Source organism: Streptomyces sp. NPDC088197, assembly GCF_044741185.1.
Classification (GTDB): Bacteria; Actinomycetota; Actinomycetes; order Streptomycetales; family Streptomycetaceae; genus Actinacidiphila.
The window spans coordinates 55,281-72,105 of sequence record NZ_JBIUSD010000022.1; the positions used below are offsets into that span (position 1 = coordinate 55,281).

A 16,825-nucleotide genomic window follows, 5' to 3' on the forward strand; every position below is an offset into this window, starting at 1 on the left:
AGCGCGTCCGCCAGCAGCGGGAGGTGGTCGATGAGGTCGCGGTCGCCCGCTATCAGCAGGGCGTCGACCGAGCGGCTGGACAGACCGGCCATGATCGCCTGTCCGCGCGCGTTCGCCGCGCCCGGTGTGGCGGCGGGCTCCGCGCACGGGTCGCGACCGGCGGGTCTCGGTAGGGTGCCGGGATGACCGAGAGCTGGGACCCGTCGGGCGACGGGATCGTACGGTTTCCGTCCGGTGCGCTGGTGCGCGGGCGCGGTCTGCGCCGACCGCTTCCGGCGGGCCCGACGCCGTCCTTCGGCGTCTATCTGCTGGGCGGCGAGCCGCCGTTGACGCGGTGGGAGGCGCGGTGGGTGCGCTGGCCGGATTTCCGGCTGCCCGCCGATCGACGGCAGGCGCGGGCGGCCTTCGAGGAGGCGCTGGCCCGGGCGGCGGACGAGCGGGTGGAGGTCGCGTGCGGCGGCGGCATCGGGCGGACCGGAACGGCCCTCGCCTGCATGGCCGTTCTGGACGGGGTCCCGGCGGACGAGGCCGTCGCCTTCATCCGCCGGCACTATCACCACCGCGCCGTGGAGACGCCGTGGCAGCGCCGCTTCATCCGCCGCTTCGACCGCGCGGAGCGCTGAGCGCGCGCCTGCGACGATCCCCAACGCGCCAGACCGGTACGGGAATCCGTCATCGCTTGTTCGCTGATCGTAACGCGGGCGAAATGCCGGTTTGATGTCCTGTCGAGTCACAGAACGGCCCGGTCCCCGGCCTCTTCGTGAGAGCCGTACCGGAGGCGCTCAGGGCTCGGGGGCTCGGCGGACCCAGCGGTTCCGACGGGTCCAGCGGGTGAGCGGGGGGAGGACGGCCCGGATGGCGATGGACAGCGGGTCGGCGGCATGGGCGGACGGACCTCAACCGCCGAGCGGCCGATGTCTGGTCAGTGTCGAACTCGGTATGGACCTCGGCGTCGAACTCGCCGTCACGCAAAGGGACATGCCCACGGCCTCGGTGGCCGACCGACCGGCGCCCGCGCTCTCGCTGGCCGTACGGACGCCGGGGCGGCAGGCCGTCCTGTCGGCCGCGCCCGGCGCGGCCCTGCCGGGTGAACACCGCGTCCTGGACGAGCACTTCGTGGTCGACGCGGACACCCACGAGGCGCCGAAGTGGCGGCAGCTCGCCGATGTGCTCTACGGGAGCAGGTCGCGCTCGGCAGGCGACGCGAGCCGCTGGCTGCTGGCCGTCACCGCGGCGCACGACACCTGCCGGATAGCGGCCGTTCCCTTGGTCAGGGACGGCGGTTGGGCGGTACTCGACACCACGGACCGGCAGATCACCTTCGTACCGGTGACGACCTCGCTGCGGCCCTGGTTACTGCCGTCGTGCCTGCTCGGCTGGCTGACGGCGGGCGGCACACTCCAGGAACTGGCCGCCGCCCGGCTGGACTGCTTCCCCGCCGAGTCGGACGCCCCGCGCCCCGGTGAGGGCTGAGCCCGATCCGGCTCTGCCGCACCCGAGGCCGGTGACGACACGCCCGCCCGTGTTCTCGGCCGCCGCGACCGGTGGGCCCGGAAAACCGTTCGACGGCTCCGCCGAGTACTGACACTGTGGCGGACCATGACCGACTTCGAGCTGCTGACCGCCGCGGACGTACAGCTCATGCAGGACATGGCGCAGCGCGTCACCGCCGTGCGCCCTGACCTGGTGAACACCGACGCGTCGTACGGCGAGCTGGCGTGGAACTGGGGCAAGGGGCACGCCGCCGGCGGCGCGAACTGGCCGCGGCGGCTGTGGTTCTCCGGCGGGGAGCCGGTCGCGTGGGGCTGGGCCCAGCTTCCACACCGGCTGCGGCGCAGCGACGGTTCTGTGCGGGATGCGACCGGCGCCTATCTGGCGTATCAGGTCCACCCCGACCACGCGGGACTGGTCGACGAGGTGATCGACTGGTTTCACGCCACGACGCCGGACGTCGAGCGGACGGTGGTGCCGAGCGGCGCCGACACGTTCGGCCTGGCGCGGTGGGCGGCGCACGGCTACGAGCCCGATCCGGCCTCGCTCGGCGAGAAGGGGTCCTGGACGCAGCTCAACGAGCGGGAGCTGACCGACGTCGAGGAGCCGCTGCTGCCGGACGGATTCCGGTTCCGCACCGCCGAGGAGGCAGGACCGCAGGCCGCGGTCCGGGCCCATGTGGACGCGTGGGCGCCCTCGACGTACACGGCCGAGAGCTATGAGGGTGTCCGGCGGGCGACGGGCTACCGCGCGGATCTGCACCTTCTGGTGGAGGCGCCGGACGCGACGATGGCGTCCTCGACCATCATGTGGTTCGACGAGGCGAACGCGACCGTCGAGTTCGAGCCGGTCGGCACCCATCCGGACTACCGGCGTCTGGGGCTGGCCAGGGCGATGCTTCTGCACGGCATGCGTCGCGCGCGGGCCGCCGGGGCCACGCACGCGACCGTCGCCTGCCTGGGCGCGCCGGGCTATCCGGCGGCGCGCGCCCTGTACTACGGCGTCGGATTCCGGGAGTTCTCGCGGGACGCGCCGCTGATCAGGGTCCGCGCCTCCGCCTGAGCGGTCCGCGCCGGGAGTCACCGGACCAGCGCGGCGATCGGCGCACCGACCGCCACGCGCAGCCTCCTCGACTCCCTGGCGGGCCGTCCGCCGGACGCACCCGTCCGGTGACTCCCGGCGGGATCAGAACAGCGCGTCGCCCTCGGACAGGCTCACGCGCCCCCCGGTGTCGAAGACGCCCTCCGACGTCCCCGCCGAGTACACGCGCATCTGCCCGGTGGTGGCGGCCACGAGATCGGGCAGCAGGTCACCGGTCAGGTCGCCGATGCCGAGGAGCGTGGTGAAGGGCGTCCAGCCGCCGGTGCCCGCCAGGACGCGGGCGCCGAGGCGGCCGTGCCCGTCGCCCGGATAGAGCCACAGCTTGCCCGTGGACAGCTCGGTCACGACGAGGTCGGGGCGGCCGTCGCCGGTCAGGTCGCCGGGGGCGGCGAAGGCGCCCATCACGTTCCAGCCGGGGCCGACGAGCAGGCGGGTGCCGAAGGTGCCGTCGCCCCGGCCGGGGTACATCCACAACTGGCCGGTGGTGTCGCGGGCCAGCAGATCGCCCTTGCCGTCGCCGTCGAGGTCTCCGGCGGCGGTCACGGCGGTCATCGTGTTCCAGCCGGGGCCCACCAGGAGCCGGGCGCCGAAGGTGCCGCGGCCGGTGCCCGGGTACATCCACAGCCGGCCGGTGGTGTCGCGGGCCAGCAGGTCCTCCGTGCCGTCGCCGTTGAGATCGCCGTGCCGGGTCAGCGCCGACATGGAGTTCCAGCCGGACCCCTCAAGACCGGCGGTGCCGTCGCCGGGCAGCCGCCACAGCTTTCCGGAGTACGTCCGCAGCAGCAGGTCCTCGCGGCCGTCGCCGTTGAGATCGCCGAACGGCTGGGCGGGGCGTTTGAAGACTCCGTACGGCGCGAACCACGGCAGGTACTCGGGGCCTCCCTGGCACTCCCGCAGGGTGTGCGCCCAGCGGAAGGAGCTGAGGTTGTGGTCGAGGGTGGCGCCCGGGCTGGTGAACCGCGACAGCTCCCAGCGGTCGTCGCCGGTGCCGGTGGTGTCGGCCTCGACGTCGTGGACGGCGTCGAGGTACTGGTAGTCGGCCAGGCTGTACATGCACAGGGCGTGGTAGCCGGTGCGGTTGTAGACCGAGGACGCCTTGTCGTCCCACGCGCCGAGGGTCGGCTGCGCGGCGGTGTAGGACGTCATGGTCCCCTGGCCGCCGGGCTGGTCGAACAGGCACAGGGCGCCCTGCGGGCACCGGTCGTAGCCGGTCGCGGCTTGCGCGGGGGCGACTCCCCCGGCCACAAGTCCGAGCGCGACGGCGGTGGTCAATAAGGTGGCGCGCAGTGAGGCGCGCAGTGAGATACGCATGACGGTCCCCCCAAGGAACATCCGGCCCGCCGGGCGGGTGCGGGCCGGGCACACCTTAGTCGTGCCCGGCCCGGCGTGTACGGCACTCGGCGGTACCGTTCCCCGCCCGGGAGGGGTGGACGGGGAACGGCGCTCATGGTCCGGCGGGTCCTGTCCGCCCTAGGTGACGGTCAGGCCGAAGACGTGCAGCCGGGTGCCCGCCTGATCGCCGGTGACCGTGGTCGGCAGGGTGACGTACGCCAGCGTCCTGCCCGCGGCCAGCGGGATCCTGGTGGCGTACAGGCTGACGGCGGTGTCGGCCGGATAGCCGCTGTTCGGCGGACGGTTCCAGCGGGGTGCGGTGGCGACGGGTTCGTCCTCGGGGAGCGGGGTGCTCGGGGTCCAGTTGGTGAGGGCGAGGGTGAACGGGGCGGTGCTGCCGTCGGTGTACGTGAGGGTGCCGGTGCCCGATCCGCTGCCGTTGTTCGCGGCGCCGAGGAACCACAGGGCGGATCCGCTCGTGTCCACCGCGATGTGCTGTCCGGCCGCGACCACGTTGTCCGCGCCGCCCGGTGCCGGGTCCGGCCAGGTGAAGGTGGCCGGGCCGTGTGCGACGGGCTGGCCCGGCTTGACGCCGACGTCGGCGAGGGCCTGGGCGGAGTAGCTGAATCCCGCGCCGTCGAAGTCGGCCGCGCCGGGGGCGGTCTCGTCGCCGACCCCGGTGTTGTCGTAGGCGGCGGCGAGTGATCCGTACAGCAGGGGCAGTGCGAGCGATCCGCCGTCGAGCGGGTGGTCGTGGCGGGCCACGGTGGCGGTGCCGGTGAGGTCGAGCGCCGCGGAGGTGGCGTTCGCGCCGACGGTGACGGTCAGCTTGGTGGTGGCGGTGGCGCGGGGGCGCAGGGTCACCCCGGCCCGGGACGGTGTGACGGTGACGCCGGTCGGCGCCTTGATGTCGGCGGCGACGGTGACGGTCTGGTCGGTCGCGTTGCGCAGGGTGAGGGTCGCGGGGAACACTGTGCCGGTGCGTGCCAGCTCGGTGGCGGAGGTCAGTCGCGCGGCCACCAGCGGCGCGGTGGTGACCTGTTGACCGCCGGAGACGCTGAATCCGCCGCTCGCCGTGGCCGTCGCGGTGAGCCGCCACAGGCGGTTCTGAGCGTCGGCGGGCGGGGTCACCAGCCATGAGGTGCGCGGGCGGGTGCGGGGGTCGACACGGTTGAAGGTGGCGGGCGTCAGGGCCCGTACGGTCCATCCGGCGGGTACGTCGAGGCCGAGCCGGACGTGCTGGAGCGTGCGCGTGCCGCCCGCGGTGAGGGTGGTGGTGACCACGTTGCCGTGGACGGGGTCGAGCGCGGCGGGGACCTGCGCGGTGACGGTACGGGCGCCGGTGGTCGTGGTGAGGGTGTGGGCACCGGTCAGCGGCAGATCGCGGGAGGAGTTACCGACGTAGATCCGGTACGTGCCCGGAATCGTCGTCCAGGCGTGGGCCTTGGAGTCCCAGGTGCGCAGGTCGTCGGGCGCGAGAGTGAAGGTGACGCGCCGCGACTGTCCGGCCCGGAGGGTGACGCGCTGGAATCCCTTGAGCTGCTTGGGGGGTTCGCCCGCGCCCGCCGGGTCGCCGACGTAGAGCTGGGCGACCTCGGAGGCGGTACGGGTGCCGGTGTTCTTCACCGTCGCGGAGACCTTCACCGGCCCGGTCGTGCCGGTGACGCCCGGTGAGACGGTGAGCCCGCTGAAGGAGAAGGACGAGTAGGTCAGGCCGTAGCCGAACGGGAAGAGCGGGGTGAGGTGGTGGGCGTCGTACCAGCGGTAGCCGACCTCGAGTCCCTCGCTGTAGTGGTAGTCGGTGGTGTTGGTGGCCACATCGACGGTGCCCGGGTAGCGGGACGGGTTAGCGGTCGGCAGTTGCGCCATGCTCGCGGGCCAGGTCTGGGGCAGCTTGCCCGAGGGATTGACGTCGCCGAACAGGACGGAGGCCAGTGCGGCGCCGTTCTGCTGGCCGCCGTACCAGGACTCGAGGACGCCGTCGACCTTGCCGAGCCACGGCATGAGCACGGGCGCGCCGGTGTTGAGGACGACGATCGTGTGCGGGTTGGCGGCGGCGACGGCGGCGACGAGGTCGTCCTGCGCGCCGGGCAGGGTGAGATTCTGCCGGTCGCCGTCCTCGCTCTCGTCGTCGTTGACGACGACCACGGCGACGCTGTCCTGTCGTGCGGCGGCCGCCGCGGCGGCGATGGCCGCGGTGTCGGGCACCTGCCAGCCCAGGGTGACCGAGCCGTTGCCCGGCGGGCTGGTCGGCGTCCCGGCGACCGGTCCCGTGGGACCGTTGACCGGCTGGTAGTTCTCGACCGTGATCGGGGTCCGCACGCCGCCCTTGAGACGGATGGCGGACACGCCGGGGCCGTACTGCGCCCAGTCCTGGAAGACCGGCTGCCCGTCGAGGGTCATCCGGATGCCGCCGGTGTTGGCCATCGAGAAGGTGTACGTGCCGGTGACGGGGGCCGTCAGGTAGCCCTTCCACCGCACGGAGAATCCGGCCGGGTTGACACCGGGGCCGGGCGCGGCCGTGTAGTGGTCGTCGACGGTCGGCTCGACGCGGGTGAGCGCGGGAGCGCCGGACAGGTCGAGGTTGTTGAAGTACTGCGTGGTCAGGCCGGGTCGGCCGTCGGCGGTGGTGAAGGTCGCGGCCGGTACGGTCGGCAGCTTGTCGGTCACGCCGGGGACGTCGACTCCGGTTCTGCCGATGGCGACCTGGGCGCCGGCGCCGTCCGCGCCGAAGGCGGTCAGTTCGGCGATCGACCACCAACTGTCGGCGGTGCCGGTCTGTTCGATCCTGATGTAGCGGGCCTGCCGGGCGGCGAAGGTCGCGGTGACGACCTGTCCGGTGCCGGCGCCCTCGGCGACCGGGTCGCCCCATGTGGCGCCGTCCGCGGAGAGCAGGACGCGGTAACCGCGGGCGTAGTCGGTGCTGTTGCCCGCGTCCAGGGTGACCTGGTCGACGCTGTGCGAGGCGCCCATGTCGACGCTGACCCACTGGCCGTCGGCCATCGGGGTGCCGCTGGACCAGCGGGTGCCCGCGTTGCCGTCGACCATGTTGTGCGGCTGGTCGGAGGGGCCGGCCGAGGAGGACGCCCGGGCGGCCCAGGCGCCGAGGTAGTCGACGCGGCCCATCGTCCCGAGCCGTTGGGCGATGCCGTCGGCGACGGTGACGACGGACGAGGCGTCCACGGGTACGTGCGAGCTGCCGCCGCCTCCGGTGATCGGCGCGTCCTTGGCGGCGGCGCCGATCACGGCGACCGTGGGCGTCCTGGCGGGGTCGAGCGGGAGCAGCCGGCCCGCGTTCTTCATCAGGACGGTGCCCTGCGCCGCGATGTCGCGCGCGGTGGCGACGTGCGCGGGGGTGGTCGCGGTCGCGGAGGGCGAGCCCGGTGCGGTGTCGAAGAGGCCGTAGGCGAATTCCTCGGTGAGCAGCCGGGCGACCTTGTCGTTGAGCACGGCCATGCCGACCTGCCCGGAGCGGACGGCGTCGGCGAGCGGCTGGCCGAAGTTGCCGGGGGCGGGCATGGTGAGGTCGAGACCGGCGTTGGCGGCCCGGACGGTGCTGCGGGCGCCGTCCCAGTCGGTGACGACGAATCCGTCGAAGCCCCAGTCCTGCTTGGCGGTCCGGTTCAGCAGATACGCGTCCTCGTTGGAGTGGACGCCGTTGACCAGGCTGGTGGCGGCCATGATGGAGGCGGCGTCGCCCTGCTGGACGGCCTGCTTGAACGCCGGGTAGTAGATCTCGTTGAGGGTGCGTTCGTCGACGATGGCGTTGCCGTTGTTGCGGTTCTGCTCGGTGTCGTTGGCCGCGAGGTGCTTGAGGTCGGCCATCACGCCCTGGGACTGGACGCCTTGGACGTACTTGGTGGCCATCGCGCCGGACAGGTAGGGGTCTTCACCGGCCATCTCGAAGACGCGTCCGCCGCGCGGGTCGCGCTCCAGGTTCACATCGGGTCCGAGGTTGACGCTGACGCCCTTGGTCTTCGCCTCGGCGCCGACGACCTGTCCGTACGCGGTCTCCACGGCCGGGTCCCAGGTGGCGGCGGCGGCGACCGGAGCGGGCATGGCCGTCGTGCCGCCCATCACCACGCCCGCTCCCCCGTCGTTGAGGTTCAGCGCGGGTATGCACAGCCGGGGCAGGGGGGCCACCACGCCCGCGTAGCCGGGGAGTTGGCTGCCGTGGGTCATCGACAGCTTCTCGTCGGTGGTCATCCGCGCGAGCACCTGCGCGGCCCGCTGTTCCGGGGCGGCCTTGGAGTGCAGCCAGGGACAGGCGGCCGTGCCGCTGTCGGCCGCGGCCTGTCCGGTGACGGCGGGCAGCAGTCCGGTGGCCGAGGTGAGCAGCAGGGCGGCGGTCAACGCCCGTACGAGCCTGGCGGGTCGGGCCCGTGCGGGCCGTCCGCCGTCGGGCTGCGCTGCGGGGTGTGCGGTCATCGGTGTCCCCTCTGGAGTACGTCGCGCGGTGCGCGGCCGTGGTGCGGCGCCGCCTGCCCGGTCAATCGATTCATTCCGTCGTCGCGCCGAACGGGCCCGCCTCACAGGGGCGGTGCGGGGCCGGTCGCCGGGCGCGGGCCACGGGGGACGCGCCGTATCCGAAGCGGGGCAGACCATATAACGATTCAACAGGAGCCGTGGAGAACCTAAGTCCATCTCAGCGGCCGGTCAATAGGCATGCGCCCGGAATTACCCGAAAGCCCACGACAAGGAAATTGAAACGTCTTTCAATGTCGACAACGATGTCTGATCCGATGGATCGGGTACACACCCCCGGATGGCGGCTGCACGCAACCGGGCCGCGTCAGAAGTATTGACGCCCCGCCGGGCGTTCTCATACGTTTCTCACGCCCCAATGGAGTGAATCGTTTCACTCACCGCAAGGAGTCCGATGTCCGGTTTTGCGCGGGAAAAACTGTCGTACGGGATCGCCGTCGCGGTGCTGGTGACGTCGCTGTCCCTGGGCGGCGCGCCCTTCGCTCGCCCCCCGGCCGCGCAGGCCGCGTCCGGCGGAATCTCCGTGGGTGAGCTGACCGCTGACGCCACGACGGATCCGCTGGGCATCGACGATCCGCGTCCCGCGCTCGGCTGGAAACTGCGCGCCGCGGCCAACGGCCAGCGGCAGAGCGCCTATCGGGTGCTGGTGGCGAGCGACCCGGCCCGGCTGAACTCCCCGAAGGCGGACGTCTGGGACAGCGGCCGGGTGGCGACGGACGATTCGACCGGTGTGCCCTACGGCGGTCCCGCGCTGGAGTCCTCGCGCACCTACTACTGGAAGGTGCAGGTCTGGGACGCCTACGGCCGGGCGTCGGCCTGGAGTCCGGTCGGGCGCTGGGAGATGGGCCTGCTGAACTCGGCGGACTGGAAGGGCGCGCGGTGGATCACCCCGGACACCGGCGGCGCCGCCTCCTGGTCGGACTTCACCCTGGACACGGACTTCACCATCAAGGCGGGCGCGGCGAGCGTCCTGTTCCGCGTCAAGGACAGCCGCGACTACTACATGTGGCAGATCAACGCGGCCTCGACGCCCGGCAAGGTGCTGCTGCGCCCGCACGTCCAGAAGGACGGCTCCTTCGCCACCCTCGGCGAGGTCGACCTCAGCCCGGTGGTCACCACGGCGAACGCCGGAGCGCCCCACCACCTGAGCGTCCGGGCGGACGGCGCCACGATCACCACCTCGGTCGACGGCACGCGGGTGGACACCCGGACCGACACCACCTTCACCGCCGGCACCCTGGGCTTCCGCACCTCGACCACCGGCCATGTCGCCGAGGACGCCCTGTACGACAACCTCGTGGTGCGCGGCCTGGACGGGGCCACGCTGTTCTCCGACGACTTCTCCACCTCGCCCGACCCGTCCTTCCCCGACTCGGCGGTCACCGACGGGCAGCTCGAACCCAAGGGCGACCCGGCACTGCTCGACCCGAACCCCGCGGCGCCCCTGCTCCGCAAGGGCTTCACCCTCGACGGCCGGAAGAAGGTCACCAGGGCGCGGGCGTACGTCTACGGGCTCGGCTTCTACGAGATGCACCTGAACGGCGCGAAGGTCGGCGACCGGGTGCTCGCACCGGCGAGCACGCCGTACGACCAGCGCGATCTGTACGCCACGTACGACATCACCGGCTCCCTCAAGCAGGGCGCCAACACGGTCGGCCTCTGGCTGGGCAACGGATACGGGCCACGGTTCAGCCCGTACGGCTTCCGCTGGACCGGGCCCAAGCAGGCCGTCGTGCTGCTCGATGTCCGCTACTCCGACGGCACCCGGCAGAGCGTCGTCAGCGACGACTCCTGGAAGTGGTCGACCGGCGCCGTCACCGCCAATGACCTCTACGCGGGTGAGAGCTACAACGCCCTGCTGGACAAGCCGGGTTGGGACCGCGCCGGGTTCGACGACTCCGGCTGGCAGCCGGTGCGGACGGTGGCGGCGCCCTCCGACAAGCTCGTCGCGGACACCATGCCGCCGGTCAGGGTGACGGACACGCTCCGCGCGGTGAAGCTGACGCAGCCTCAGCCCGGCGTCTACGTCTACGACTTCGGGCAGAACATCGCGGGCTGGGAGCGGCTGCGGGTGACGGGTCCCGCCGGGACGACCGTGCGGATGCGGACGGCGGAGGAGGTCGGCGCGGACGGGACGCTGGACACGGCCACCAACAGGTCGGCGGCGTCCACCGATTCCTACACCCTGGCGGGCGCCCGTACGGCGGAGACGTACGAGCCGCGCTTCACCTACCACGGCTTCCGCTATGTCGAGGTCACCGGCTTCCCCGGCAGACCGGCCCTGAGCAGCCTGGACGCGCGCGTGGTGCACGCCGACGTGGCCTCCACGGGCACCTTCTCCTCCTCCGACGCGCTGCTGAACCAGATTTGGCGGAACAACCGGTGGAGCGTCCTCAACAACTCGATGAGCGTCCCGACCGACAATCCGGTCCGCGACGAGCGGACTCCTCCCGGCATGGACGTGCAGGCGTATCACGACGCGTCCACCCGTGAGTTCGGCATGGACCGCTACTACGCCAAGTACCTCCAGGACATGCCGCCCGGCACGGCCCTGCCGAACGACGCGGGCAACGCGCAGCAGCCCGACATGGGCGGCGACCAGATCACGCTGGCGTGGACGCTGTACGAGCAGTACGGCGACCGGGCGACGCTGGCGGCCACGTATCCGGCGATGAAGGCGTTCGTCGACAAGAACGCCGCCGATGTGCCGGGGCACATCTGGCCGAGCGACCGGGGCTTCGGCGACTGGTGTCCGCCGGACCGCGGCGCCAACGCCAACGGCGGTCGCGGCGGGCCGAACGCGGGCGCCTGCACCAGCGAGGTGTCGGTGGTGAACACCGCGCTGTCCTACCTCCAGGCGGTGGATGTCGCCAAGTCGGCGACGGCGCTGGGCCACAGCGCGGACGCCGCCCGCTACGGGACGCTGGCGCGGGACATCAAGGACGCGTTCAACGCCGCGTTCCTCAACGCGGCGGGCGACACCTACGGGGACGGGCGGCAGACCACGAGCGTGCTGCCGCTGGCCTTCGGCATGGTGCCCGCGGCGCATGTGGCGGCCGTCGGACGGCAACTGGTCGCCACCATCACCGAGAAGGACGGCGGACACCTCGACACCGGCATCTTCGGCACCCGCTACCTGATGGACGCGCTCGCCGCGATCGACCGGATCGATGTGGCGATGACGGTGCTGGACCAGCGCACCTACCCCGGCTTCGGGTACGAGATCGGCCAGGGCGCGACGAGTTCGTGGGAGCAGTGGACGTACTACTCCAACATGGAGACCCACGACCACGCGATGTTCGCCGGTGTCAACGCCTCGCTCTACACGCGGTTGGCGGGCATCGAGCCGACCGGGCCGGCCTACCGTACGGTGACGGTCGCGCCGCGTATCCCTGCGGGGATGCGGCACGCCGCGGCCTCGATCGCCACCCCGCGCGGCACGGTCGCCAGTTCCTGGACCGTCGCGAACGGCCGGACCACGCTCGACGTCACGGTGCCGGTCGGCTCGACCGCGACCGTCCATCTGCCGCTGCCCGACGCACGGCATCCGCGGGTCGAGGCCACGCACGGCGCTCGGCTGCTGCACAGCGACGGCGAGGAGGCGGTCTACGCGATCGGTTCCGGCCACTGGCGGTTCACCGCGGCGGGTCGGTGAGCCAATCGCGGGCCGGAGCGTGACAGTCACGCCAATTCCCGCACGGCACGGGGACTTTGGGGCCATTGCGCGGCCGTCCCGAATTCGGCATGCTGAGCGCCGGATCACATGTGATCCACAGCGTTCCACGTCATGTGACGTATTTCGCAGCCGAATTCGGGGAGACCGCAGATGACCGCGTACGTCCTGCTGGAAATCCAAGTGACCGACATGGCCGCCATGGCGGACTACCGGGAGATCGCCCAGAAGGCGGTGGCCGAATTCGGCGGCGAGTACCTGATGATCAACGCCAGGCCCGAGGCGGTCGAGGGCACGTGGGACGGTGCCAAGGGCCTGACGCTGCTGTCGTTCAGCAGCGTGGAGCAGGCGCGGGCCTGGTACAACTCGGACACCTACGCGCCCGGCATCGAGATCGCCAAGAAGGCGACCGTGCGGCGCCTCGCCATTCTTCCCGGCTTCGGCGAATCGGTCTGACCGGTTCGGCGCCGTATACGGTCGGCACGGATCAGGGCAGTTCGAGCATCGGCTCGCCGCAGGACTGGCATTCGGCGTACACATCGAGGTCGTTGAGGATTTCGGCGTATTCGCCGTGTCCCTTGAGCGCGGCCGTGGCCGCGAGCAGATAACCCGTGGTGACCTGGTCGTGGTCGCCCGCCACCAGTGTCTCCCCGAGCAGGGCCAGCGCCTCGGGGAGCGCCTGCCGGTACGCCTGCGCGAGGTCGTCGGGCAGGCCGTCCCAGACCTGCCCGTACTCGCCCGAGCACATGGCGACGAGCCCGATCACGTACAGGTAGTCGTCCCTCTCGGCCGCCGGAAGGCCGCGCGCGATGGCGACGATGTGCGGCACGGCGGCGTACGCGGCGGGCCAGGCGGTGCCCTCGGAGCAGAGGTACGGCCACAGGTCGTCGAAGCGTTCGCGGTCGCCGGGGTGGTCGAGCAGGTGGCGCAGTTCGTCGGGCACGCATGGGGCGTCGGAACCGCCCTTGCCGTTCGACCGGTCGCGGTGGTCGAGCGTGGTCCAGCGGGGGTCGTCCAGAGGCAGCATGGCCAGGAGTGTAGAGGTCCGCACAGGGCGCGAAAGCGCCTAGGTGCGGCTGCCCGCCGTGCCCTAGCGTCGTGACCGCCCGCATGCCGTACGCGCCCGTGAGCAGGGAAGCAGAGGACGTATCGTGACCGTCATACCGCAACCGCCCGACATCCTCTCGCCGCAGTTCGCCGCCGACCCGTATCCGGCCTACCGCGTCCTGCGGGAGCACTACCCCGTCGTCTTCCACGAGGGCACCGGCAGTTGGCTGCTGTCGCGGTACGAGGACGTCGAACGGGCCTTCCGCGACCCGGTGTTCACCACCGACAACTACGCCTGGCAGCTCGAACCGGTGCACGGCGGGCGGACCATCGTGCAGATGAGCGGGCGGGAGCACTCCGTCCACCGGGCGCTGGTGGCACCGGCCTTCCGCGGCCGGGAGTTACGGGAGCGGTTCCTGCCGGTGATCGAGCGCAACGCGCGCGATCTGATCGACGCCTTCCGTGACGCCGAACAGGCGGACCTGGTCGATCAGTTCGCGACCCGCTTCCCGGTCAATGTGATCGTCGACATGCTCGGGCTCGACCGCGACGACCACGACCGCTTCCACGCCTGGTACGCCGCCGTGGTCGGCTTCTTCGCCAATCTCGCGCAGGACCCCGAGGTCGCCGAGGCCGGGATGCGCGCGAGCCGGGAGCTGGCCGCGTATCTGGTGCCGATCGTCCACCGGCGGCGGGCCGAGCCGGGCGAGGACCTGCTGTCGTCGCTGTGCACGGCGGAGATCGACGGCACGGTGATGACCGACCAGGACATCACCTCGTTCGTGAGCCTGCTGCTGTCCGCGGGCGGCGAGACCACCGACAAGGCGATCTCCGGGATGTTCCGCAATCTGCTGGCCAACCCCGAGCAGTTGGAGGCCGTGCGGGCCGACCGCGACTTGGTGGCGGCGGCCTTCGCGGAGTCCCTGCGGTTCACTCCCCCGCTCCAGATGATCATGCGGCAGCCGGCCCAGGACGTCACGCTCCACGGCGTCACCATCCCGGCGGGCGCGACGGTCACCTGTCTGATCGGCGCGGCCAACCGGGACGAGCGGCATTACGACAGGCCCGACACCTTCGACATCCACCGCACGGACCTGACCACCGCGAACGCCTTCAGCGCCGCCGCCGACCACCTGGCGTTCGCGCTCGGGCGGCACTTCTGCGTGGGCGCGCTGCTGGCGAAGGCCGAGGTGGAGGTCGGCGCCAACCAACTCCTGGACGCCTTCACCGAGATGGGTTTCGCCGACGGGACGCCGGCCCCGGACAGCGGGGTGTTCGTCCGCGGTCCGCAGCGGCTCGACCTGAGCCTCACGCCCGCGACGACCTGACCCGCAGCGCCGGACGCGGGCCGAACGGGCCGCGGCCCTGTCGCAGGGTCGCGGCGGCCCGCGCCGGGCGCAGGATGCCCGCCTGGAGGCGGCGGGCCGCGTCGATGTGGTCGAAGGTCCAGATCATCTTGACGGCGGTGGAGGTGCCGCGCCCGTCGTCGGCGGTGAGGTCGCGGCGTACGGCGTCGAGCAGCCGCCCGTCCGCGGCCTCGTCGCGGGCGGCACGGTCGGGGACGGCGCCGGAGCCCGCGAGGGCCCGCGCGGCGGCCTCGTACCAGTCGACCAGCAAGGTGCCCGCGTAGAGGATCTCGCCGCGGGCCGCCGTCCTGTCCTCCTGCGAGGTGACGGTCTCGCGCTCCCACAGGTCGAGGATCGCGTCGGAGGTGAGCCGCAGTGCGGCGACGCCGGTGATGAGGGTCGTCACGTCGGCCAGCGGGATGTGCTTGGTGCCGCGCTCGGCGAGGAAGCCGCGGAAGGCGTCGTCGAGGCGGCGCGAGGCGGCGGCGGCCCGGCGCCGCTCGTCCTGCGGGGTGGCGGGCGCGGGGGCGGCGGCGTCGCAGCGGGCGACGCCGTACTGGATGGCGCCGCGCAGATAGTGGGCGCCTTCCTCGTAGGCGTCGGCCAGTGCCTGGCCGAGGGCGCGTCCTGCCCCGCGTGGCCAGAACAGCGCCCCGGCCACCAGGGAGACCCCGCAGCCGAGGGCGACGTCCTCGACGCGGACGAGCCCGATCTGCCAGCCCGCGGGCTCGATGATGTTGTAGAGGATGAGCAGGACGGTGGTGAATCCGGCCTGTCCGGCGGCGAAGGAGATGGCGGCGGGCGCGAGTCCCGCGAAGGCCACGGCGAAGGGCAGCAGCAGCCACAGGGCGGTGGTGTGGGTGCCGACGCCGTAGACGATGCCGCCGCCGATGACGAAGCCGACGCCCGTGCCGAGCAGGCCGCGCAGCGCGTTCTGGCCGGTGCTCAGGGCGTTGGAGCGCAGCACCGCGAGGGTGCCGAGGACGACCCAGAACGAGTGCTGGACTCCGGTCGACTCGGCGAGCAGGACGGCCAGGGCGAGCGCGATGGCGCCGCGGACGCTGTTGTGCAGCCAGACGGAGTGGCGCTCGACGTGGGCCCCGGCGCGTTCCTGCGCGGAGGACAGGAAGGACGGCACGCCCGAGGGCCCGCGGCCCAGGACGTGGTCCCACCAGCCGCGGCGCAGGGCGGCGACGGTGAGGCCGATGTTGGTGGCCATGGCGGAGATCGCGAAGCTCATCTCCTGGGCGCGGAAGCTCGGTTCGAGGGCGCCGAGGATTCCGGCCATGGCGTCGTCGGCGGCAGGGGTGTCGGGCGCGCCGGACGGGCCCGGCGCGCCGGCGGAGCCTGACTTCGTCGTCCGGGGCCGGTGCAGCGGCAGATCGCCGGTGACGGCCGTCTCCATCGCCTCGCGGGCGGCCTCCAGCCGCCGCAGGTCCCGCTCCAGCTCCGCGGAGCTGTCGGAGACCGACTCCAGGCTGGCCGCGCCGTGTTCGAGCAGGGTCGCGGCGGCCACCTTCACGTCGCAGACGACCGCGTCCGTCGGCCCGGGCTCCTCGTCGAGCGGCATGCGCTCCAAGATCGCGTCGAGCCACACCACCTGGTCGACCAGCCGGACCAGCGTGCGCGCCGACGTGGACAGCCCCGTGGGGCGGTACGGCGTCCCGAAGAACGAGGTGCGCAGCGCGGCGACGGCGGTGCCCGCCTCGTCGGACAGCGCCCGGTACTCGGCCGCGCCGACCGGTCCGAAGCCGCCGCGGACGCAGTCGACCTCGGAGCGCAGCCGCCGGGCCAGCAGCGCGCACGCCGTGGCGGTGGCCAGCCGCAGCGGTTCGCGCCGGGGCGCGGGCCACAGCAGGCCGACGGCGATCACCGACGCCGCGCCGGCCAGCAGCCAGCCCGCGAGCCGGTCGGGCAGCGCGCTCACCGGGGCGGGCAGCGTCACCGGCAGCACGAAGGCGACCAGCAGCGCGGTCGAGGCGCTGGCCAGCACCGAGCTGACGACCCCGGCGAACAGCACGAGGAAGCCGACGACGAGGGTGACCAGGACGGCCAGCCACGCCGTCCGCGAGGCGAGCGTCCCGACGGTGACCAGGACCGCGCCCGCCGCCACCAGACCGGTCTGCGCGGCGAGCCGTTGGCCCATGGCGCCGCTGAAGTCGACGAAGAGCAGGCCGGACAGCGCGCCGAACGAGGCGAAGGTGGCCATGGCCGGGTTGCCGACGACCTTGTCGCACAGGGCGAACAGGGCGGGCATGACGATCGCTGCGCGTCCGGCGCGGCGCAGCGCGGACAGGTCCGCGTCGCGGGTGCGGAGCCAGTTCAGGACGTTCAGCACGGCGGTGCCCCG

General features: G+C 72.5%; 10 protein-coding genes. 6 read left to right on the forward strand and 4 right to left on the reverse strand.

Features of this window, described 5'->3' with window-relative positions; all coding sequences use genetic code 11:
- Window positions 1–182: 182 nt before the first annotated feature.
- The 3 genes from ACIOC1_RS33030 to ACIOC1_RS33040 all read left to right on the forward strand — a co-directional run bounded on the left by ACIOC1_RS33030 (window position 183) and on the right by ACIOC1_RS33040 (window position 2,553).
- Window positions 183–623 (forward strand): protein-tyrosine phosphatase family protein, encoded by a 441-nt coding sequence (locus ACIOC1_RS33030; RefSeq protein WP_355343584.1) that lies wholly within the window; start codon window positions 183–185, stop codon window positions 621–623.
- A gap of 232 nt (window positions 624–855) precedes the next feature.
- On the forward strand, window positions 856–1,473 hold the full coding sequence (locus tag ACIOC1_RS33035; protein ID WP_401720802.1) for a hypothetical protein: 618 nt from the start codon (window positions 856–858) through the stop codon (window positions 1,471–1,473).
- 126 nt (window positions 1,474–1,599) lie between these two features.
- Window positions 1,600–2,553: a GNAT family N-acetyltransferase gene (locus ACIOC1_RS33040; protein WP_391164323.1), complete on the forward strand. Its 954-nt coding sequence runs from the start codon at window positions 1,600–1,602 to the stop codon at window positions 2,551–2,553.
- Between the two features lie 123 nt (window positions 2,554–2,676).
- Here ACIOC1_RS33040 and ACIOC1_RS33045 read toward each other — a convergent pair whose 3' ends face one another.
- Both ACIOC1_RS33045 and ACIOC1_RS33050 read right to left on the reverse strand, forming a co-directional pair.
- Window positions 2,677–3,903, reverse strand: coding sequence for an FG-GAP-like repeat-containing protein (locus tag ACIOC1_RS33045; protein ID WP_401857920.1), 1,227 nt, complete (start codon window positions 3,901–3,903; stop codon window positions 2,677–2,679).
- A 159-nt stretch (window positions 3,904–4,062) separates the two neighbouring features.
- Window positions 4,063–8,352, reverse strand: coding sequence for a glycoside hydrolase family 3 C-terminal domain-containing protein (locus ACIOC1_RS33050; RefSeq protein WP_401857923.1), 4,290 nt, complete (start codon window positions 8,350–8,352; stop codon window positions 4,063–4,065).
- A 451-nt stretch (window positions 8,353–8,803) separates the two neighbouring features.
- Between ACIOC1_RS33050 and ACIOC1_RS33055 the strand changes: the two genes are divergently transcribed.
- Together ACIOC1_RS33055 and ACIOC1_RS33060 are read left to right on the forward strand one after the other, a co-directional pair.
- A complete protein-coding gene (locus ACIOC1_RS33055) occupies window positions 8,804–12,064 on the forward strand; it encodes a family 78 glycoside hydrolase catalytic domain (protein ID WP_401857926.1) in 3,261 nt (1,086 codons plus the stop codon).
- Window positions 12,065–12,235: 171 nt separating this feature from the next.
- On the forward strand, window positions 12,236–12,538 hold the full coding sequence (locus ACIOC1_RS33060; protein WP_391164326.1) for a DUF1330 domain-containing protein: 303 nt from the start codon (window positions 12,236–12,238) through the stop codon (window positions 12,536–12,538).
- A 31-nt stretch (window positions 12,539–12,569) separates the two neighbouring features.
- On the opposite strand, the gene ACIOC1_RS33065 is transcribed toward ACIOC1_RS33060, so the two are convergent.
- Window positions 12,570–13,109 carry a hypothetical protein gene (locus ACIOC1_RS33065; protein ID WP_401857929.1) on the reverse strand — a complete coding sequence of 180 codons (540 nt, stop codon included), beginning with the start codon at window positions 13,107–13,109 and terminating at the stop codon, window positions 12,570–12,572.
- 124 nt (window positions 13,110–13,233) lie between these two features.
- Between ACIOC1_RS33065 and ACIOC1_RS33070 the strand changes: the two genes are divergently transcribed.
- Complete coding sequence (locus ACIOC1_RS33070; RefSeq protein WP_391164328.1) at window positions 13,234–14,457, forward strand: cytochrome P450; 1,224 nt, start codon at window positions 13,234–13,236, stop codon at window positions 14,455–14,457.
- Here ACIOC1_RS33070 and ACIOC1_RS33075 read toward each other — a convergent pair.
- Complete coding sequence (locus ACIOC1_RS33075) at window positions 14,438–16,813, reverse strand: FUSC family protein (protein ID WP_401857932.1); 2,376 nt, start codon at window positions 16,811–16,813, stop codon at window positions 14,438–14,440. The two genes, ACIOC1_RS33070 and ACIOC1_RS33075, sit on opposite strands and share 20 nt — an antisense overlap.
- Window positions 16,814–16,825: the final 12 nt, after the last annotated feature.

Bases quoted from the DNA above. Each gene is read 5' to 3' on its own strand.
- ACIOC1_RS33055 (WP_401857926.1), top strand. From the start codon at position 8,804: ATGTCCGGTTTTGCGCGGGAAAAACTGTCGTACGGGATCGCCGTCGCG.
- ACIOC1_RS33030 (WP_355343584.1), top strand. From the start codon at position 183: ATGACCGAGAGCTGGGACCCGTCGGGCGACGGGATCGTACGGTTTCCG.
- ACIOC1_RS33065 (WP_401857929.1), bottom strand. From the start codon at position 13,109: ATGCTGCCTCTGGACGACCCCCGCTGGACCACGCTCGACCACCGCGAC.
- ACIOC1_RS33050 (WP_401857923.1), bottom strand. From the start codon at position 8,352: ATGACCGCACACCCCGCAGCGCAGCCCGACGGCGGACGGCCCGCACGG.
- ACIOC1_RS33060 (WP_391164326.1), top strand. From the start codon at position 12,236: ATGACCGCGTACGTCCTGCTGGAAATCCAAGTGACCGACATGGCCGCC.
- ACIOC1_RS33035 (WP_401720802.1), top strand. From the start codon at position 856: ATGGCGATGGACAGCGGGTCGGCGGCATGGGCGGACGGACCTCAACCG.
- ACIOC1_RS33040 (WP_391164323.1), top strand. From the start codon at position 1,600: ATGACCGACTTCGAGCTGCTGACCGCCGCGGACGTACAGCTCATGCAG.
- ACIOC1_RS33045 (WP_401857920.1), bottom strand. From the start codon at position 3,903: ATGCGTATCTCACTGCGCGCCTCACTGCGCGCCACCTTATTGACCACC.